Consider the following 19,963-nt stretch of genomic DNA (forward strand, 5'->3'; position numbering starts at 1 on the left):
TTATAAAGGCCGTCTGAAACTTGGTTTCAGACGGCCTTTGTTTTGTTACGGCTTTGGGATAAAAGAAGTTTAGTTTGGTTAAGCCTGATTTTTTTCAGTACAAATTTTGCTACACTCCGTTCTCTTTTTTAGACACAAATACAAGGAAAAAGTCATGGCACTCATGGACAATCTTTTGAATGCGGCTACCCAAATGTTGGGTGGCAACAGCGAAAACGGCGCACAAGGTTCTCTGACCGATATGGCGATGGATTTGGTGAAACAACAAGGCGGCGTGGGCAACCTGATCAACCAACTGCAACAAGGCGGTTTGGGCGATGCTCTGAGCAGCTGGGTTTCCAACCAATCCAGCAACCTGCCTGTGTCCGGCAGCGACCTGCAAAATGCTTTGGGCAGCGATACGGTAAACCAAATCGCGCAAAAATTCGGCGTGGATGCCGGTCAAGCAGGCGATTTGTTGGCAAAAGTGCTGCCTGACTTGGTCGATAAAGCGACGCCTAACGGCACGGCTCAAGATGCGGATGGCTTCGGCTTGGACGACATCGCTTCTATGCTGCTGAAAAACTTTATGAAATAATGAGTTGAATCATTTGATAAGGCCGTCTGAATCCGTTCAGATGGCCTTATAACTTTTGGTTCGCGGTAAATAACCAATAAGTCTTTTTCTGATGGAGGCGGATGGCTTATGATGGGCACTTCATTTCACCAGATAAGAAGGTTATACACATGTCCCGCTTGACCATACACACAGTTGAAACCGCTCCTGAAGCTGCTAAACCACGCATTGAAGCCGTACTGAAAAACAACGGCTTTATTCCTAACCTGATCGGCGTTTTGGCCAATGCGCCTGAAGCTTTGGCGTTTTATCAAGAAGTTGGCAAGCTGAATTCGGCCAACAGCCTGACTGACGGCGAAGTTGAAGTTGTTCAAATCATTGCCGCCCGTACCAACGAATGCGGTTTCTGTGTTGCCGGCCACACCAAACTGGCTACCTTGAAAAAACTGCTGTCCGAACAATCCATCAAAGCCGCACGCGCATTGGCTGCGGGTGAGTTTGACGATGCCAAACTGAGTGCTTTGGTGACATTCACCCAAGCCGTTATGGCGAAAAAAGGCGCGGTATCCGACGACGAGCTGAAAGCATTCTTCGATGCCGGTTACAACCAACAGCAAGCCGTTGAAGTAGTTATGGGCGTTGCTTTGGCAACCTTGTGCAACTACGTCAACAACCTTGCCAAAACCGAAATCAACCCTGAATTGCAGGCATTTGCCTAACCCCATCAAAGGCCGTCTGAAAATTCAGACGGCCTTTTAGTAACAAGCAAGGATATCCTTGTTGTCAAGAATAATTCATGAGTAGAACCATCTACGCTTCAAACCTTATTCAGAGGAAAAATCATGACACGCGAAGCTTTACTGAACAATGTTGCCGCACTCGTTAAAAGCAAGCTGAAACCATTGGTGGACGACATCGACCGCAAAGGCCTGTATCCGAAAGAATTTATGCTGGAATTGGGCAAAATCGGCGGCTTTGCCGCGACCGGTACGGTTGAAGAGGGCGGTAACGGTTTGGGTTTGGCAACGCAAATCGCCGTATTGCGCGAAATCGGTAAAGAATGCGGCGCGACTTCGTTCAGCGCATGGTGTCAGGCAGCTTGCGCGTGGTATCTGCATCAATCCCCCAACCAAGCGGTTAAAGACAAATATTTGGCCGATATTCTGCAGGGTAAAGTTTTGGCCGGTACGGGCATGTCCAATACCGTCAAACACCTTGCCGGTATCGAAAAACACAACCTGCAAGCCGAACGTGTCGAAGGCGGCTACAAAATCAACGGTGCTTTGCCTTGGGTATCCAATATCGGCGAAGACCACATTTGGGCAAATACCGCCCAAATCGGCGACAGCTATGTGATGTTTATCACCGGCGGTCAATGGGAAGGCGTTACCTTGCAAGATTGCCCTGAGTTCTGCGGTTTGGAAGGCACGCGCACTTACAGCCTGAATTTTAAAGACGTGTTTATTCCGGATGAAGATGTGATTGCTACGCCTGAGCAGTTCCAGTCTTATATCCCGACCATTAAAGCCGGTTTCATTCTGCTGCAAATGGGTATCGGCGCCGGTGTGATTGACGGTGCGCTCGGCATTATCCGCATGGCCAATGTGGTGAACGCAGAAGTGAACTCATATCTCGACCACAGCTACGATGAGTTGAAAGCCGCGTTGGACGGCGCATGGGCGGAAACCGAACGCCTTGCCGATGATGCGTGGAACAACAAACCTGATACGCTGGCAACCTTGAAACTGCGTGAAGCGGCTGCCGTATTGGCACTGAACGCCACTCAATCTGCCGCATTGCATGCAGGCGCGAAAGGCTATCTGATGCGCAGTCCGGCGCAACGCCGTGTCCGCGAGGCCATGTTCGTCGCCATCGTAACACCGGCGATCAAACACCTGCGTAAAGAAATCGCCGCTTTGGAAGCAGCTCAATAAATTCAAAATATCAACAATAAGACACACGAAAGGCCGTCTGAAAATACGGTTTCAGACGGCCTTTTAAAATAGAAGGAACACAAAATGGCTCAATATATGTGCGGCCCTTGCGGCTGGATTTACGACGAAGACCTCGGCGATCTCGAGCACGGCCTGCCTGCCGGAACTAAGTTTGAGGATATTCCCGACGACTGGAAATGCCCTGAGTGCGGCGTAGGCAAAGAAGATTTTTATCTGTTGGATTTTGTGATATAACTTGGTTGATTTAAAAAGGCCGTCTGAAATTTCAGACGGCCTTTGTTTTATCGGCGGTATAAAGCAACCATGGTTTCAGCCGCTTTGACGCAGCTTTCCACATCGGCAACCAAAGCGATGCGGACGTAGCCTTCGCCCGGATTGCCTTGTTCGGTATCGCGGGCGAGGAAGCGGCCGGGCAACACTTGGATAGCGGCTTTCTGCCACAGGTTGCGCGTAAATGCCAAGTCGTCGCCATCGGGAACTTTCAGCCAAATGTAGAACGACGCGTCAGGCAGTTTGACATCGAATGCCTGTTGCAAAATGGGGATAACGCGGTCGAATTTTTCTTGGTAGAGGCGGCGGTTGTCAATGACGTGTTCTTCATCGTTCCAAGCGGCAATGCTGGCGCGTTGGACGGGAATGCTCATCGCGCTACCGTGGTAGGTGCGGTAGAGTAGGAAGTTTTTGAGCAACTCGGCATCGCCTGCGACAAAGCCGGAACGCAAACCGGGGACATTGGAGCGTTTGGAAAGGCTGGTAAACATCACGATGTTGTGCGTGCCGCGACCTAATTGCGCCGCAGCCTGCAAGCCACCGATTGGTTTGTTGCCGTCAAAATAGATTTCGGAATAGCATTCGTCAGAGGCAATAACGAAGCCGTATTTGTCTTGCAAATCAAAAATTTCTTTCCAGTCTTCTAATTGCAGGACGCTGCCGCTCGGGTTGTTTGGCGAGCAGACAATCAGGACTTTGGTGCGCTGCCATACGTCTTCGGGCAGGCTGCTCCAATCGGGATTGAAGCTGGGTGCAGGACAGTTGGCAAAATGGATTTCGCCGCTGCCTAAAATAGTTGCGCCTTCGTAAATTTGATAGAAAGGATTGGGGCTGATAACGACCGGTTTGGGGCCGTCTGAAGCCGGATTTAAAACGGTTTGGATAAAAGAGAACAACGCTTCCCGGCTGCCCAATACAGGCAGGATTTCATTGTCGGGATTGAGGCTCAAACCATCATAACGGCGGGCCACCCATTCGGCGCAGGCTTGGCGCAGTTCGGGCAGGCCTGCGGTCAGCGGATATTTTTCCAGTTCGTGCAGGGAGGCGGTCAGCGCGTCGGTGATGACTTTTGGTGTCGGATGTTTCGGCTCGCCGATTTGTAGATGAATGGGCGTTACGCCTTCGGGTGCATCAATGCCTTGCATGGCTTCACGCAGGCGGGCGAAAGGATAGGGTTTGAGATGGTTCAATAATGGGTTCATGATATTTCTGCCGATAAATTAAGGCAATAATCTTAGCATTTTTTAGATGGATTGGGACAAAAAGGCCGTCTGAAAACAGGGTTTAAATGTTTTTCAGACGGCCTTTTGAGTGTTGATGCATTTATTTGGCAGGAACGACGGGCAGGGAACCGTTCAAGAGATAATGAATGGTTTCTTGAACCGTACGGATGGCGTTGCCAAACGGCAATGGGTCTTTACCGCGGAAAAACAGACCTTTATCGACTTCACCGCGGAATGCGGCTGAAAGTTGGATGTCGATACAGAATTGACCGGCTTTAGCCAAACCGTCACGCAAACCGCAGCTGGTCAGGCAGTTCAGGCCTTGTGTGCAACGGCGCGGATCGTTTTTGGCATTGGCTTGCAATTTGGCCTCGCGTTTGATGTAGTTGTCGAGGAATTTGGTGCGCACGCCGCGTGCAGGCAAACCGGCAACAGACATGAATTCAACCACTTTTTCGGTTTCCGCACCGGCCAGCGTTTTCTTGAAGTTGATGTGAGCATCGCCTTCTTCGGTCACGGCAAACGCGGTACCGATTTGAACGGCGGACGCGCCCCAGTTTTTCAAGGCTGTTTTGACTTTTTCAAAGTTTGCCATGCCGCCGGCGAGTACCAACGGGATTTTTTCGCTTTCCAAGCCCAAGTTTTTGAATACTTCAAACGTTTCTTCAATAACGCGTTTGAACTCGAATTTGGCATCATTTACGCCGTCAACGGTTGCCGCACCCAAGTGGCCGGCTGCGTGGGCTGGGTGTTCGATAACGATGGCATCGGGCAAGATGCCTTTTTTCATCCAACGTTTCAAAACGATATTGATACCGCGTGACTCGGACAAAATAGGGAAAAGGGCGACATCTTTGTGGTAACCCTCGGCCATTTCCGGCAGATCCAAAGGCAAACCTGCGCCCATTACAATCGCGTCTGCGCCGGATTCGCAGGCCTGACGGACGTAGGCGGCGTGGTCTTTTACGGCTTTCATGACGTTGACGGCAATCATGCCTTTGCCTTCTGAATCGGCTTTGGCTTTTTTGATTTCACGGTCAAGCGCGATGCAGTTGAGGCGGGTGTATTTTTCTTCGCTGGAATCGATTTTTGATTCGGCCAGCAAATCTTCGTGCAAGTGGCGCAAATCGACGCTGGCGATGGTACCTACGCCGTTTTCGCGCGCAACCGCGCTGGAGAGTTTTGATGCGGAAACGCCTACACCCATACCGCCTTGTACAACGGGAATCAGTGATTTGCCACGGATAATCAATGGGTCAAAGTTGTTTTGCATGGATGCTCCTTCATAGATTCTGGATGGTGCCGTCTGAAATCCTATGAAATGGATTGGATAACGGACTGATGTGTATATAAATAAGTGTGTTTTTCGCCGCCGTTTTTCAGACGGCATGAGGCGTGTTTTTAAAATTTTAGGAATTATACTCTAAGTTAATGTAAAAATTAGAGTATTAATACAGTTTTTTTGAAGGAAAAATTGAAAAGTCTTGTTAATAAAGGAATAAATTTTATGGTGGATTGGATTGAGGAGGAGAAATTGCAAACAAAATCTATAAAGAAAAAGGCCGTCTGAAATTTCAGACGGCCTTAAGTATGGGAATCAGACAGATGTCGGATTACATTTGTTTTTTAGCGGCATCAATGGCGCGTTGGTCAGGGTTGATCAAGATTTCAACGCGGCGGTTTTGTGCGCGGCCTTCAACAGTAGCGTTGGAGGCGATTGGTTGACGGGAGCCGTAACCGAAAGTGCTCAAACGGGTGCTGCTTACGCCACGGGATTGCAGGAAGGTGGCAACAGATTCGGCACGGTTGCGAGACAATGGCTCGTTGATGGCGTCGTTACCGGTGTTGTCGGTGTGGCCGTTGATGGTCAAAGTCGTGTCAGGATATTGAACCAAAGTTTGCGCGGCAGCAGACAAGGCGCTTTGAGCATGGCCGCTCAGGGCAGCGCTGCCGGTAGCGAAGGTTACGTTTTCAGGCATAACCAGTTTGATTTGGTTGCCTTGACGTTCAACTTCGATGTTGGTGTTGGCCAAGCTTTGACGCAGTTTTTTCTCTTGGTAGTCCATGTAACCGCCGATACCGGCACCTACTGCACCACAAGCCAATGCGGAGTTACGCGCACCTTTGCCGCCGTGGGTCAGCGCACCAACGATGCCGCAAACAGCCGCACCGCCCAAACCGTACATAGCGGTTTTGCTGGCAGATTGTTGGCCGGTAGCAGGATCGGTCACACAGCCGGTGAGCGCCAAAGGAATTACAGTAGCAATAACGGTCAGGGGTTTCAAGAATTTCATGTCGTATCCTCTTTTTAGATGACGGCCCGGGCCGTCTGAAAAAATGAATAAAAACCGCGTGGGTTATTACGGATTTATGATACCCAATATCTGAAACGCAAAAGAATGGGTTTAACCCGATATTACGAAAATATTTGCCAGTTAACATAATTCTGAAGCATTTCTGCATTTCTCCGACAGTTTGATCATTTTGCCGCGAAATAACAAGCAAAGTTTTTTACAGTTTCTTCCGTTTTTTCTGCTTGCGGCGATACCAGTTGACGAATGCCCATTTCAATCTGACCTTGACATCGTATCCCACTGAACCTGCACCCAGTATGAGCAAAACGGCGGAAACGGGCAGGGCGAAATGATGGCCGACCAGATGATAACCCCATGCGCCAACCACGCCACCCAGCAAAAACGACAGCATCAAGCCGCTTAAAAGCCACATTTTCGGTTTGTTGACGCGGATGTGCGGCAGGCGCGGATGATGCTGTTTGGAGTAATAAAGCGCGCGTGAAATTTCAATGCCCAAGTCGGTCGCCGTACCGGTCATGTGGGTGGAACGGATGGCGCCGCCGGAAAGAAGCGTGATAACCGTATTGTGCATGCCCATAATAAAACACAATAAAAACAATGCTAAAGACGGCATAATAAAATCAGAGCCGCCAAAATCCCATTCCATCGCGGCAATACCGAACCAACCGAATATCAACAGATAAACTGCTTCCAGCCACATGGAAAACCCAAAGCTGCCACGGAAACGCATTTGCTGCGTCCACAAAATCACCCAGCCCGAATGCGCGGCTCCGGCAACAAAACACAACACGCTGATTGTGGCAATAATGGCCACACTCCACTCTTGAAGATACAAAACATCTGCCAACAGCGACATTGAGCCGGTAACGTGGGAGGTATAACGTGAGAATGCGAAGAAGCCGCCGGCATTAATCGCGCCGGCAAGAAAGGCCATGATGTAACCAAGCCGTCTGAAACGGGCATCGGAAATATTGTGTTCGTGCAGGTACGGACGGTCTGCCTGCCAAAACGGCGGCGTGTGTTGCCTATGGTGGCGCGGTCGGTAAGAGTGGGGCCGTTTGTCGTCGTTCATTGATTTTGGGATAGGGGCGAGCATTTATACTGGGTGTATTTTATATGCAACTGCCTGCTGCCAAGAACAAATAATATAAAGTGTCCCCAAGTTGCCACACTTGCCCATTGCAGGATGAAGGCGTACATTAATAGCCATACATAAGTATAAGGAAACATCCGATGAATCCTATCCGCCTGACCTTATTGATTGGTGCTGCCGCATTGCTTGCCGCCTGCGCCACCACGCCTGAGCAAAAAGCCGCACGCGCCCAAGCGCAGAAACGCTATGAACAGGATCTTCAAGTATATCTTGCCGCCCAATGTGATCAGGAAACTGCCGCGCTGATCCGCCGCAAATTTGACGAAGAAGGCAAACCCGGTGCCGCAACTGCGGAACAAAAAGCCTTCCGCCTCAAATATATCGACAAAGTTTCCGATCCGATGTTCCAAGCCTGCTACAAAATGGCATGGCAAAACTATATTTCCCAAGAACAGCTGCGCGAAGCCCGCTACTATCGTTATTACGACGATTGGGGCTATCCGTTTGGTCGTTATCCTTGGTGGTGGTAAGGTATTAACAAACTTTAGGGCCGTCTGAAAGCATATATTTATTGGTTTCAGACGGCCTAAGGTTTATTGAAACGGCAATAACGTTTACAATAGCCGCCTATTCAAACACAATACCCACCACCCATGAACATCTGGCTTGGACAGCGACACGCGCCCAAATTTCCGCAAGGAGCCGCCGTGACCATCGGCAACTTCGACGGTGTACACCTCGGGCACAAACATATTCTACAAAAACTCAAACGAGAGGCAGGCCGGCGCGGTCTGCCTGTTGTCGTTGTTGTTTTTGAGCCTCAGCCCAAAGAATTTTTTGCGCGCAAAGCCGGGAAAAAGCTGCCTTACCGGATCAGCCCGCTGCGTACCAAATTGCGCCTTTTGCGTGAAACCGGCTGCGTGGATGCCGTTTGGGTCTTGCGTTTTAACCAAGCTTTCTCCGATATGAGCGCGCAAGCGTTTATCGACCAGCTCTTGCGCCAAACGCTCAACACGCGTTATTTGTTGATTGGCGACGATTTCCGTTTCGGTGCCGGCCGTGAAGGCTGCTTTGAACTCTTGGCTCAACAGCCCGATATGCAAACCGAGCGCACGCCGTCTGTTATCGTTGAAGACATCCGCACCAGCAGTACCGCCGTCCGCCAAGCCCTTTCAGACGGCAAGTTGGAATACGCCAAAAGATTGTTGGGCCATGATTACGTGTTAAGCGGAAAGGTCAAACACGGGCAAAAACTCGGCCGCACCATCAACGCGCCTACCGCCAATGTCCAGCTTCCTCCGTATCATTATGCTTTAAGCGGCGTATTTGTCGTTGAAGCAGACGGCACATTCGGCTCGCGCCGAGGCGTTGCCAGCTTTGGTTTTAATCCCACTGTCAGCAACAACCGCTCGCAAAAGCTGGAAGTCCATCTGTTCGATTTCAACGGCGATTTGTACGGACAACGCATCTTCGTCCGTTTCCTGCATAAACTGCGTGACGAGAAAAAATTTGAGAGTATCGAGGCATTGAAAACCCAAATTTTGCAAGATATGGAAGATGCAAAGGTTTGGAAGCCATAGAAACGCTTCTAGAAGCTTATAAAATCAAGACAATTGGGCTACAATAAGTCCTTTGAATTTTTTCAGACGGCCTGTTCCTTTTAAAATGAGCAATCAGGCCGTCTGAAACCGAAATACCGCAACAATAGAGATCAAAAAATGACCGATTACAGTAAAACCGTAAACCTGCTCGAGAGCCCGTTTCCAATGCGTGGCAATCTTGCCAAGCGCGAGCCTGCATGGCTGAAAAGCTGGTACGAGCAAAAACGCTACCAAAAACTGCACGAAATCGCCAAAGGCCGTCCGAAATTCATTCTGCACGACGGTCCTCCGTATGCCAACGGCGACATCCACATCGGTCATGCCGTCAATAAAATTCTCAAAGACATCATTATCCGCAGCAAAACCCAAGCCGGTTTTGATGCGCCTTATGTACCGGGTTGGGACTGCCACGGTTTGCCTATCGAAGTGATGGTAGAAAAACTGCACGGTAAAGACATGCCTAAAGCCCGTTTCCGCGAATTGTGCCGCGAATACGCTGCCGAACAGATTGCCCGTCAGAAAAAAGATTTTATCCGCTTGGGTGTGTTGGGCGACTGGGACAATCCTTACCTGACCATGGATTTCAAAACCGAAGCCGATACCGTGCGTATGCTCGGCGAAATCTACAAATCCGGCTATCTCTACCGCGGCGCGAAACCGGTTCAATTCTGCTTGGACTGCGGCTCTTCCTTGGCTGAAGCCGAAGTGGAATACAAAGACAAAGTATCGCCTGCGATTGACGTTGCCTATCCGTTTAAAGACACTGCCGCGCTTGCTGTCGCATTCGGTTTAGCAAGTATCGAAGGCAAAGCGTTTGCCGTCATCTGGACAACTACGCCTTGGACTTTGCCTGCGAGCCAAGCTGTTTCAGCTGGTGCAGACGTGGTGTATCAACTGATTGATACGCCTAAAGGCAAATTGGTATTGGCCAAAGATTTGGCAGAAGACGCGCTCAAACGTTACGGCTTTGCTTCAGACGACCTGAAAGTATTGGCAGAAACCACAGGCGACAAGCTGGAAAACCTGCATATGAATCATCCGTTCCTCGAACGCGATATTCCCATGCTCAACGGCGACCATGTGACCACCGATGCCGGTACCGGCTTGGTGCATACTGCGCCTGCCCATGGTCTGGAAGACTACGCCGTCTGCAACAAATACGGCATCGAGCTTTACAACCCTGTAAATGCCGAAGGTAAATACATCAGCGAAACGCCGCGTGTTGCCGGCATGAGCGTTTGGGAAGCGAATCCCGTTATCCTGCAATGGTTGGAAGAAACCGGCAACCTTTTGGCAAGCAGCAAAATCGAACACAGCTACGCACACTGCTGGCGCCACAAAACGCCGTTGATTTACCGTGCGACCGGCCAATGGTTTGTCGGTATGGACAAAGCTGGAAACGACGGTAAAACCTTGCGCGACAAAGCCATCAAAGCCGTTGATGACACCGAATTCTTCCCATCATGGGGTCGTGCGCGTTTGGAAGCCATGATAGAAGGCCGTCCTGACTGGGTGGTTTCACGCCAACGCTATTGGGGCACGCCGATGACTTTCTTTGTTCACAAAGAAACCGGTGAATTGCATCCAAACTCTGCCGAGTTGTTGGAAAAAGTTGCCCAAAAAATCGAAGAAAAAGGCATCGAAGCGTGGTTCTCTCTTGATAAGAGCGAACTCTTGAGCGCGGAAGATTGCGAAAATTACGACAAACTTTCCGATACCATGGACGTATGGTTCGACTCCGGCTCGACCCATTATTCCGTCTTGAAACAACGCGAAGAATTGGAATGGCCGGCTGACTTGTACCTCGAAGGCAGCGACCAACACCGCGGCTGGTTCCAATCGTCTATGTTGACCGGTTGCGCCTCATCCATGGGTCGTGCGCCATACAAACAGCTGCTGACCCACGGTTTTGTGGTTGACCAAAACGGCCGCAAAATGTCGAAATCCATCGGCAATGTCGTTGCACCACAAGAAGTTTACAACGAATTCGGCGCCGACATCCTGCGTTTGTGGGCAGCATCCACCGATTACAGCGGCGAATTGGCGATTTCCAAAGAAATCCTCAAACGCGTAACTGAAAGCTACCGCCGTATCCGCAATACCTTGAGCTTCCTGTTTGCCAACCTCAGCGACTTCAATCCTATTGAAGATGCTGTGCAACAGGCAGATATGGTGGAAATCGACCGCTACGCCGTGGTATTGGCACGCCAGCTGCAAGAGCGTCTGGCAGGCGATTACTATCCGCGTTATGCCTTCCACTTCGCCGTGAAAGACATTGTTTCTTTCTGCTCGGAAGACTTGGGCGCGTTCTACCTCGATATCCTGAAAGACCGCCTCTACACCACCAAAGCAGACAGCCATGCACGCCGCAGTGCGCAAACTGCCCTGTATCACATCACACGCAGTTTGGTTCTGCTGATTGCTCCGATTTTGTGCTTCACCGGCGAGGAAGCATGGGACATCATTGGTGGCGGCGAAGAAGACAGCGTCCTCTTCCACACATGGCATGAGTTCCCACCAATCAATGAAAAAGCCGAAGCCGAATTGGTGAAAAAATGGACGGCAATCCGAGAAGCCCGCGAAGCGGTAACTGCCGCCATCGAGCCTTTGCGTACGGATAAAACCGTCGGTTCTTCATTGCAAGCCGAAACCGAAATTACGGCTCCGGAAGAAATTGCCGACTATCTGAACACTTTGGGTGAAGAATTGCGTTTTGCTTTACTGGTGTCTAAAGCTGAAGTGAAAGTAGGTAATGAACTTGCTGTAACCGCTAAAGCCAGCGATGGTGAAAAATGCGAACGCTGCTGGCATTACACCCACGATGTGGGCGCAGTTGCAGGCCATGAAACCATCTGTAAACGTTGTGCCGACAACGTTGATGGCAAAGGTGAAGACAGATATTACGCTTAATTGTTTGTCTAAGATAAAGGCCGTCTGAAAACTTTGGAAATAGGTTTTCAGACGGCCTTTGTTTTCGTATAGCGAATAGATTTTGAAGGGTAATTGGGATTTGTAGTTTTGATAAATAGATATAGTCAGTATAGGTATAGTGGATTTGACGTATATTGAGAAATATATTCTCGTAGAAAGCACTTTTCAAAGGGCCTTACTTATCCGTGGGGTATGGATGTATTTTGAACCTTCAAATAGCCTCATATTTACATTTTCTCATTGAACGGAAACTATATTTCTCTTTCGTTTTATCCAATATAAAAGGCCGTCTGAAACAAGTTTTCAGACGGCCTTTAGTTATTCTATTGCTTAGTAGAAATTAGCGGGCAGAGCAAGAAGTTTCTACTTTGTTGCCGTATGGGTCAGTGAAGCCGAAGAATGCTTCGCTGCCTTTTTGATGCCATTCAGCGCCTTTGCCGAACAGGCCTTGGTTGGCAACATAGCGTTCGCCTGAACCTGCAACGGCAGAAGACAGGGTGGCAACTTTGTCATCCAGACGCAGTTCAACTTGGTTGGTGCTCAGGTTGCGGACTTGTACAGACAGGCCGTTTTCGCAGCTGAATGATTGAACACGGCCATGGCTGTGCATGTCATGATGTTGGTGACCATGTTCGTGTGCATGATTGTGCTCATGACGTTGACCATGGTCATGGCGATGGGCTTCAGGTGCGGCGCAGGCAGCGAGGCTCATGGCGGCGGCAATTGCAAGCAGGGCTTTTACTTTCATTTTTGACTCCTATGGTCAGTGTTTAAGGAAGAATGTAGCGGCATGTTATAAATATCTTTATGGCTTCACAATAGGGATAACCATTATTTACTTTTTCTTCCTGTTTTCGGGAGTATGGCAGGATTCTTTGTAGTTTTGATATGAATGATTAATGCCGTTTGAAAAAAAGCCACACTTGCGCTAGAGGTAAACGAAAGTGCGGAAAATTCAGAGAGTTACATTGAAAGAAGGATAGAACAGCTTAACGCTGGCGTGCTTTAAAACGGGGATTGCTCTTGCAAATGACGTACACTTTGCCTTTTCGGCGGACAATTTGGCAGTCACGGTGTCGTTTTTTTGCAGTTTTCAGGGATGAGAGGACTTGCATCATTTATCCTTTCTGAAAGAAGACATCATGGATTGGTAACGTTGGTTGAATTTGCTGGCGCGGCCTTCGACATTAACGTTGCGTTGTTTGCCTGTGTATACGGGGTGGGATGCGGAAGAGGTATCAAGAGAGAAGAGGGGATACTCTACTCCGTCTTTCCAAACCATGGTTTTTCCGTGGGTATTGGCACATGAACGGATGAGCCATCCTTGGTCTGCACCGCTGTCGTAAAACAGGACGGTACGATAGTTGTCTGGGTGGATATCGGGTTTCATTTCTTTCTCCAGTGAGAGTTATAGTATAACATTATACTCTTAGAAAAAGAGCAGGCAAGTGTTTTTTGGTTTTTCTTTATCACGGGGTTGCGGCATTTTGATAAAATATGCGGTTTCAGACGGCTTTTTTTTCATGAGGCCGTCTGAATATTTTGTTTTCTGATGATAGGGATATGATGTATTTGCATAAGGGTTTCAGATTGGGTGGTGCGGTAAGTAAGGTTGTGCCGATTATCCATGTATTGTCCAAGCTGGGGCTGTTGTTTTCACTGCTGTTGGCTGTGCCGACACTGATGTCGTATTTTTATCACGACAGCGCGTTTTTCGTGTTTGCCTACACGGCTTTAACGGTATTGCTGGTGTCGTGCGTTACTTGGATGCTGACTTTGCGTTTCAACCGTGAATTGCGGCCGCGTGACGGATTTACCCTGGTATTGATGCTATGGCTGGCTTTTGCCGTCGTGGCGGCGATGCCGATTTATTTCTATATGCCGTCCATGAGTTTCACCGATGCGTTTTTTGAAGCGATGTCGGGGCTGACGACAACGGGGGCAACAGTGATTTCCGGCTTGGATACGCTGGATCCATCGGTCAATTTTTGGCGGCACATGCTCAACTGGCTTGGCGGTATGGGTATTATCGTGCTGGCTGTGGCGATTTTGCCGATGTTGGGCGTGGGGGGGACGCAGCTCTTCAAAGCGGAAATTCCGGGTATGGATAAGGAAAGCAAGATGGCTCCCCGTATTTCGCAAGTGGCCAAACGGCTGTGGTTTGCCTATGCGCTGACAACTGCTGCGGCTTTTGTATCCTTGCATATTGCCGGTATGGGTTGGTTTGATGCCTTGTGCCATGCGATGTCGGCTGTGGCCTTGGGCGGTTTTTCGACACATGATGACAGCGTTGCATATTTCAATTCTGTAGCAGTCGAATGGACGTTGATGTTTTTTACTGTCTGGGGCGGTATCAATTTCGCCAGCCACTTTACTGCGTTGGGCAACCGCTCTTTGCAGGTGTATTGGAAAGATGAGGAATGCCGTTCCATGTTGCTGGTTTTGTCGGGCAGTATTTTGATTTCGGCATTGTATTTATGGCAGCAGGATGTTTATCAAAGCCTTGGCGAAGCTTTACGCTTTGTCAGCTTCAACTTTGTGTCCATCGGATTGGCCAGCGGTTTCTCCAATGCTGACTTTGCCCAATGGCCGCTGATTGTGTCGTTGTGGATGTTTTTCCTGTCGAACGTATTGGCAAGTTCAGGCTCTATGGGGGGCGGTATTAAAAACGTGCGTGCGTTGGTATTGTTCAAATTCAGCTTGCGCGAAATGCTGATTTTGTTGCACCCACGCGCGGTTCGTACGGTAAAGGTCAACAACCGTTCTATTCCGGATCGCATGGCGCTGACTGTCATGTCGTTCATCTTTATTTATTTTATGACGGTCATTGTATTCAGCTTTTTACTGATGGCGGCAGGCTTGGACTTTTTATCCGCCTTTACGGCAGTCATTGCCTGTATTACTAATGCAGGTCCGGGTTTGGGGGCAGTCGGTCCGTCGCATAATTACGCCGCGCTGAGCGATGTGCAGAAGTGGCTGTGTACGGCGGTGATGTTGTTGGGACGTTTGGAGATTTTTACCGTTTTAATTTTGTTTACTCCGGCATATTGGAAGAAATAAGTGTGAGAAAAAGGCCGTCTGAAATTTCAGACGGCCTTTTTTATAATGGTTGGGCTTAAGCGTATTGTTTGAGCAATTCTTTGAATTGTTCACCGGTTTCAGGGTGTTTCAAACCGTAAGCCACGGTTGCTTCAAGGTAACCCAATTTGCTGCCGCAGTCGTAGCGTTTGCCATCAAATGCATGAGCCAACACAAACTCATGGTCGAGCAGGCGCGCAATACCGTCTGTCAGTTGGATTTCGTTACCGGCACCGCGAGGCAGGTTGGTCAACAAGTCAAAAATACGCGGAGTCAGGATGTAGCGGCCGACAACAGCAAGGTTGGAAGGCGCTTCTTCCGGTTTGGGTTTTTCAACTATGTTGGTGATACGCTGATAGCTTTTCAGCTTTTCAACTTCAACGATACCGTAAGAGCCTGTTTGAGAAGGATCAACGGTTTCAACGCCTAAAATGCTGTTACCGCTTTGGTTGTACACATCAACCATCTGTTTCAACGCGCCTTTAGGCGTGTCAATCAAATCGTCTGCCAAAATAACGGCAAAAGGCTCGTTACCAACGGCAGCCTGCGCGCACAATACGGCATGACCCAAACCCAATGCTTCAGTTTGACGGATGTACATGCAGGTAATGTTGGGAGGCAGGATATCGCGAACGTGCTCCAACAGCTTGTCTTTTTGACGCAATTCCAATTCGGTTTCCAACTCGTATGCTTTGTCGAAGTGGTCTTCGATACTGCGTTTGTTACGGCCGGTGATGAACACCATTTCAGTACAGCCGGCTTCAACCGCTTCTTCAACTGCATATTGAATCAGAGGTTTGTCTACGATAGGCAGCATTTCTTTGGGACTGGCTTTGGTCGCAGGCAAGAAACGGGTGCCCATACCGGCAACGGGGAAGACGCATTTTTTAATGGGTTTCATATTATTATCCTATTTTAACTGTGGGTTTATACCCCAAAAAGTGTAAAGATGTAGTCGTATGTAATGATAATACCACATGATAAAGTATCAGACGGTCTGAAAAGGAGGATTGGTCATAGATACTGTCTTATCCCAGCAACGTCAGTAATTCTTCTTCGCTCAATACGGCCACGCCCAACGTTTGGGCTTTTTCCAATTTACTGCCTGCGGCTTCTCCGGCGACAACGTAGTCGGTTTTTTTGGATACGCTACCAGAAACTTTACCGCCGGCAGCCTCAATCATGGCTTGGGCTTGGTCGCGTTTGAGCGTGGGTAAAGTTCCTGTTAATACAAAGGTTTTTCCTGCTATGGTCTCATTGATGCCGTCTGAAATCGTTTCATCTTGAAGCTCAGGCAGCTTTTGATCAAAGAAAGTTTTCATATTTTCAAGCAGGGCTGAGTTTTGCGGTTTACTGCGCCATGTTTGCCAATCGGCAGGCAACGCTTTGTCAGTTTGCAAACCTTCTATGCTTTGTCCGGCAAGCTCCCATAAGGCCAGTGCTTTGGTTTCGCTGATTTTAAAATCAGGCAGGCGGGCAATCCAGCGTTGCGGCTCGGCATGGCGCAACGGCGGGATAGTGACAGCCTGGCTTTGCGGGGCAACACCTACAGCCAGTAGCTCGTCGATCATCGCCTGTTGCGCTTCTTGGGCAAAAAAGTGGGCGATGGAGTGGGCAACCACCGTGCCGATATCGGGCAGGCAGGCGAGGATGGGTTCGGGTGCATGGCGGACATGTTCGAGTGTGCCGAATGCCTGTGCCAGCGTTTTGGCTGTGCGTTCGCCAACGTGACGGATGCCGAGGGCAAAAAGGAAGCGCGCAAGTCCGGGCGTTTTGCTGGCTTCTATGCCTGCGAGGATGTTTTCTGCCCATTTGGTCGGCTGTTTTTTAATGGTTTTGCTAAGCAAGGCATTACTAGTTTCACTTTCAAAGTCTTCAATCTCACTGTTTGATGGTTCTTCTTCATTAGCTGACGCTTTATCCGCCGTTTCCTTCATTTTTTGCAGGGTTGGGATATCGAGGCGGTAGAGGTCGGCGAAATGACGAACCAAATCTTGTGCTACCAGTTGCTCGATTTGTTTTTGTCCAAGTCCGTCGATGTCCATGGCTTTGCGTGAGGCGAAGTGGATTAAACCTTGCGCACGTTGTGCTTGGCAAAGCATGCCACCGCTGCATCGGGCAACCGCTTCGCCTTCTTCGCGTTCGATTTCGCTGTGACAGATAGGGCAATGGGTGGGCAGGCGGTAAGGTTTGTGAAGCGGTTCGGAGCGGGTTTCAGAAGGTGTTTCTGCAAACAAATCGTCTTGCAGGCCGTCTGAAACAGCAATGTTGGTCTCCTGCATTGGGCGGCGTTCAAAAATCACGCGCACTACCTCGGGAATCACGTCTCCGGCGCGGCGTACGACAACTGTGTCGCCAACGCGTACGTCTTTTCGAGATACTTCGTCCTGATTGTGCAGGGTGGCGTTGGTAACGGTAACGCCACCGACGAATACAGGTTGTAGGCGGGCGACGGGGGTTACTGCGCCGGTGCGCCCGATTTGTACATCAATGGCTTCGACAATGGTCAATGCTTCTTCGGCAGGGAATTTGTGGGCAATGGCCCAGCGCGGCGCGCGTGAGATGAAACCGAGTTCGCGCTGTTGCGCCAAGCTGTTGACTTTGACGACCATACCGTCGATTTCATAAGGTAAAGTAGGGCGTTTTTGCTGCATTTGCTCGTAAAACGCCAATACTTCGTCGATATTTTTGAAACAGCAGAAATTACCGTCAGGCAGGCTGAAGCCGAGTTCTTTACAGTAGCTCAGCTCTTGCAGGTGTTCTTCCGCGACAAAACCGCCTTGTTGTCGGGCGATGGAATAGGGGAAGAAATGCAGTTTGCGCTGTGCCGTAATGCGCGAATCGAGTTGACGCAGACTGCCGGCGGCGGCATTGCGCGGATTGGCGAAAGGTTTTTGTCCGTTTTCAGCCTGTCGTTCGTTTAAAGCGGCAAAATCGGCTTTGAGCATCAGTACTTCGCCGCGTATTTCGATAAGCTCTGGGATATTTTCTCCATGCAGGCGCAGGGGGATGTTGGATACGGTTTTGACGTTTTGGGTAACGTCTTCGCCTGTTGTGCCGTCGCCACGGGTTGCCGCTTGAGTCAATACGCCGTCGCGGTACAGCAGGCTGATGGCCAGACCGTCAAATTTAGGCTCGATAACGTATTCCGGTTTTTCTCCGTTTAATCCGCCATGAACGCGCTCATCAAAAGCATACATTTCGGCATGGTCAAACACGCCGTTTTCATCTTGTGGCGAGAAGGCGTTGGTCAGTGACAGCATCGGTACTTCGTGGCGCACTTCGGCAAAGCCTGCCAAAGGCTCGCCACCGACACGCTGGGTCGGGCTGTCAGGCAGTTTGAACTCGGGGTAGTTCCGCTCCAATGCTTCAAGCTCGCGGAACAATTTGTCGTATTCGGCGTCGGGTATGCTGGGCGCGTCTAGGGTGTAGTATTCGTAGGCATAGCGGTTGAGGAGGTCGGTCAGGTATTTGATACGTTGTGCGGTCGGATTCATGAGCAATCGAAATAGAGTTTTCAGACGGCCTGATGATAGAGAGGCCGTCTGAAAATCGATGAATATTGAAGATGAAGGGATTTTACCTGAAAAAAGCGGATATGCCGTCATTGCATATCCGCTTTTTGATTGGGGAAGTTTAAGAGAACAGGCGCAGGGCTTGTTTGCTGCCGGGTTTGATGCCGACTTTAAGCATTTCTTCCTGACGGGCCAAAACGTAGTTGCGTACGTCTTTGAGCCATTGGGTGGAAACTTCTTCCATTTGGTCGTTAACCAAATCCAAGCTGAGTTGGCCGGAAAGTTTGACTGCCAAGTCCATGAATTTGTCGAAAGTTTTTTCGCCGGCAGGAACATGCGGAATATCCAGAAGCATGCTGAAACCGCGGTAGGCTTGGTTGTCCAACAGTGGATTGGTAAATGGTTTGTTGTCCAAAGTATGGATAGAGAACAGTTGAGGGTTGTTGTTGTCACCGAAATGGAACGCGCCGTCTTCGCCCAGTTTGAAGCCTGTATCTTCCACGGCGGCACGCAATTCTACGCCGCTGATATTGGAATGGGAAACCAAGTGAATGGCGATGGTTTGGTCAACACGCGCACAGAATTGGTCGAGGGCTTGCGCGACTTCGGTGAAAGCATCCAAGTCGGTATGCAAAACTTTGCCGTCCATCAGTTGGGCAAAAGCATCAACCTGTTGGTCGAAGTGTTGCAGCTCTTCACGCGCTGCCAAACCGTTACGGCTGACAGCTTGCAGGCCCATAACGAAGCCTTGGTAGTAAACGCCCGGAATCGGCTCGGCAACGCGGAAATGGTCGTCCATGGTGCAACCGATGATTTGGAAGCGGTGTGTGCTGGAAAGGCGCGGCAGTGCGTGCAATTCTTGGGCTTGTTTCAGGGAGATGTAGGCCATGTAGTCGAAGCGCGGGTCAAACCAAGGCAACTCGACTTGAGACAATTCGTCCAAGCTGATCAATGGTACTTGTGCCACAGGTTCGGCTTCGGTTTCAACCGGAGCAGAAGTGGTTTCGGAAGGATTTATGGTAATTTCGTTGTTCAAACCGATAACGGTGTGTTGGACTTTTTCTTCTGCGGAGAAATCGTCTTCCATGGTCAGCTCGACATCAGTTTTAAGTTGGGCAGGGTGTGCCAGTTTGGCTTTTGCCGCGTAGATTTCATCTTGCTCTTGCAGATTACGCAAAGCCTCTTCGGTTTTTTTGTTTTTCTTGATAAACAAACCTTGGCCGCCGGTTTCTTTGCTGTCGCGGACGTGTTTGGTTTTGCTGGTCAAAAGTGCATCCTTATCGGAATGGCCGAATTGTTCACGCACTTGTTTGCGGTATTGGTTTTCCTGGTACATGTTGTAACCGATAACCGCCAAAAGAGCGGCGAGGGCTAAGACGATGAAAATCATGGAGTAATCACTTTTTAAAAAGGCAGCATTCCGTCT

The 19,963-nt window shown here is 49.6% G+C and carries 18 protein-coding genes; 8 read left to right on the plus strand and 10 right to left on the minus strand.

Translation table 11 applies throughout. The annotated features are described in order from the left end of the window. Positions 1-154: 154 nt before the first annotated feature. The 4 genes from ACTHTJ_RS00730 (at position 155) to ACTHTJ_RS00745 (ending at position 2,745) form a co-directional block, all read left to right on the plus strand. Complete coding sequence (locus tag ACTHTJ_RS00730) at positions 155-577, plus strand: YidB family protein (protein WP_003684921.1); 423 nt, start codon at positions 155-157, stop codon at positions 575-577. A gap of 149 nt (positions 578-726) precedes the next feature. Then, a complete protein-coding gene (locus tag ACTHTJ_RS00735; protein WP_440360741.1) occupies positions 727-1,275 on the plus strand; it encodes a carboxymuconolactone decarboxylase family protein in 549 nt (182 codons plus the stop codon). A 123-nt stretch (positions 1,276-1,398) separates the two neighbouring features. Next, complete coding sequence (locus tag ACTHTJ_RS00740) at positions 1,399-2,490, plus strand: acyl-CoA dehydrogenase family protein (RefSeq protein ID WP_070584077.1); 1,092 nt, start codon at positions 1,399-1,401, stop codon at positions 2,488-2,490. Between the two features lie 84 nt (positions 2,491-2,574). Further along, on the plus strand, positions 2,575-2,745 hold the full coding sequence (locus ACTHTJ_RS00745) for a rubredoxin (RefSeq protein ID WP_070584079.1): 171 nt from the start codon (positions 2,575-2,577) through the stop codon (positions 2,743-2,745). A 47-nt stretch (positions 2,746-2,792) separates the two neighbouring features. Here the strand turns inward: ACTHTJ_RS00745 and dapC are convergent, their stop codons facing one another. The 4 genes from dapC to ACTHTJ_RS00765 form a co-directional block, all read right to left on the minus strand. Next, positions 2,793-3,983: a succinyldiaminopimelate transaminase gene (gene dapC, locus ACTHTJ_RS00750; protein WP_070584080.1), complete on the minus strand. Its 1,191-nt coding sequence runs from the start codon at positions 3,981-3,983 to the stop codon at positions 2,793-2,795. 121 nt (positions 3,984-4,104) lie between these two features. Continuing rightward, the gene (locus ACTHTJ_RS00755; protein ID WP_004520097.1) at positions 4,105-5,277 is read right to left on the minus strand and encodes an NAD(P)H-dependent flavin oxidoreductase; all 1,173 of its coding nucleotides are present in this window, start codon (positions 5,275-5,277) and stop codon (positions 4,105-4,107) included. A 340-nt stretch (positions 5,278-5,617) separates the two neighbouring features. Continuing rightward, positions 5,618-6,298, minus strand: coding sequence for an OmpA family protein (locus ACTHTJ_RS00760; protein ID WP_070584081.1), 681 nt, complete (start codon positions 6,296-6,298; stop codon positions 5,618-5,620). Positions 6,299-6,515: 217 nt separating this feature from the next. After that, a complete protein-coding gene (locus ACTHTJ_RS00765) occupies positions 6,516-7,391 on the minus strand; it encodes a YoaK family protein (RefSeq protein WP_070584083.1) in 876 nt (291 codons plus the stop codon). 161 nt (positions 7,392-7,552) lie between these two features. On the opposite strand from ACTHTJ_RS00765, the gene ACTHTJ_RS00770 reads away from it, so the two are divergent. The 3 genes from ACTHTJ_RS00770 (at position 7,553) to ileS (ending at position 11,923) form a co-directional block, all read left to right on the plus strand. After that, positions 7,553-7,942, plus strand: coding sequence for a hypothetical protein (locus tag ACTHTJ_RS00770; RefSeq protein WP_070584085.1), 390 nt, complete (start codon positions 7,553-7,555; stop codon positions 7,940-7,942). Between the two features lie 123 nt (positions 7,943-8,065). Beyond that, on the plus strand, positions 8,066-8,992 hold the full coding sequence (gene ribF / locus ACTHTJ_RS00775; RefSeq protein ID WP_070584086.1) for a bifunctional riboflavin kinase/FAD synthetase: 927 nt from the start codon (positions 8,066-8,068) through the stop codon (positions 8,990-8,992). A gap of 138 nt (positions 8,993-9,130) precedes the next feature. Continuing rightward, a complete protein-coding gene (ileS, locus tag ACTHTJ_RS00780) occupies positions 9,131-11,923 on the plus strand; it encodes an isoleucine--tRNA ligase (RefSeq protein WP_070584088.1) in 2,793 nt (930 codons plus the stop codon). Positions 11,924-12,284: 361 nt separating this feature from the next. Here the strand turns inward: ileS and ACTHTJ_RS00785 are convergent, their stop codons facing one another. From ACTHTJ_RS00785 to ACTHTJ_RS00795, 3 genes are all read right to left on the minus strand, one after another. After that, positions 12,285-12,692, minus strand: coding sequence for an MliC family protein (locus ACTHTJ_RS00785; RefSeq protein ID WP_063075394.1), 408 nt, complete (start codon positions 12,690-12,692; stop codon positions 12,285-12,287). A gap of 241 nt (positions 12,693-12,933) precedes the next feature. Next, positions 12,934-13,059: a type B 50S ribosomal protein L36 gene (gene ykgO, locus ACTHTJ_RS00790; RefSeq protein ID WP_003685279.1), complete on the minus strand. Its 126-nt coding sequence runs from the start codon at positions 13,057-13,059 to the stop codon at positions 12,934-12,936. Further along, positions 13,059-13,334: a type B 50S ribosomal protein L31 gene (locus tag ACTHTJ_RS00795; protein WP_004464264.1), complete on the minus strand. Its 276-nt coding sequence runs from the start codon at positions 13,332-13,334 to the stop codon at positions 13,059-13,061. Before ACTHTJ_RS00795 ends, ykgO begins: the two co-directional genes overlap by 1 nt. Positions 13,335-13,507: 173 nt before the next feature. On the opposite strand from ACTHTJ_RS00795, the gene ACTHTJ_RS00800 reads away from it, so the two are divergent. Continuing rightward, positions 13,508-15,004, plus strand: coding sequence for a TrkH family potassium uptake protein (locus ACTHTJ_RS00800; RefSeq protein ID WP_070584090.1), 1,497 nt, complete (start codon positions 13,508-13,510; stop codon positions 15,002-15,004). A gap of 55 nt (positions 15,005-15,059) precedes the next feature. Here ACTHTJ_RS00800 and galU read toward each other — a convergent pair whose 3' ends face one another. From galU to ACTHTJ_RS00815, 3 genes are all read right to left on the minus strand, one after another. Next, complete coding sequence (gene galU, locus ACTHTJ_RS00805; protein WP_070584091.1) at positions 15,060-15,923, minus strand: UTP--glucose-1-phosphate uridylyltransferase GalU; 864 nt, start codon at positions 15,921-15,923, stop codon at positions 15,060-15,062. 127 nt (positions 15,924-16,050) lie between these two features. Next, a complete protein-coding gene (gene ligA, locus ACTHTJ_RS00810; RefSeq protein ID WP_440360740.1) occupies positions 16,051-18,519 on the minus strand; it encodes an NAD-dependent DNA ligase LigA in 2,469 nt (822 codons plus the stop codon). Positions 18,520-18,658: 139 nt separating this feature from the next. Further along, complete coding sequence (locus tag ACTHTJ_RS00815; protein WP_070584095.1) at positions 18,659-19,927, minus strand: cell division protein ZipA C-terminal FtsZ-binding domain-containing protein; 1,269 nt, start codon at positions 19,925-19,927, stop codon at positions 18,659-18,661. Positions 19,928-19,963: the final 36 nt, after the last annotated feature.

Source organism: Neisseria sp. P0018.S001 (genome assembly GCF_051957355.1).
GTDB classification, from domain to species: Bacteria; Pseudomonadota; Gammaproteobacteria; order Burkholderiales; family Neisseriaceae; genus Neisseria; species Neisseria subflava_A.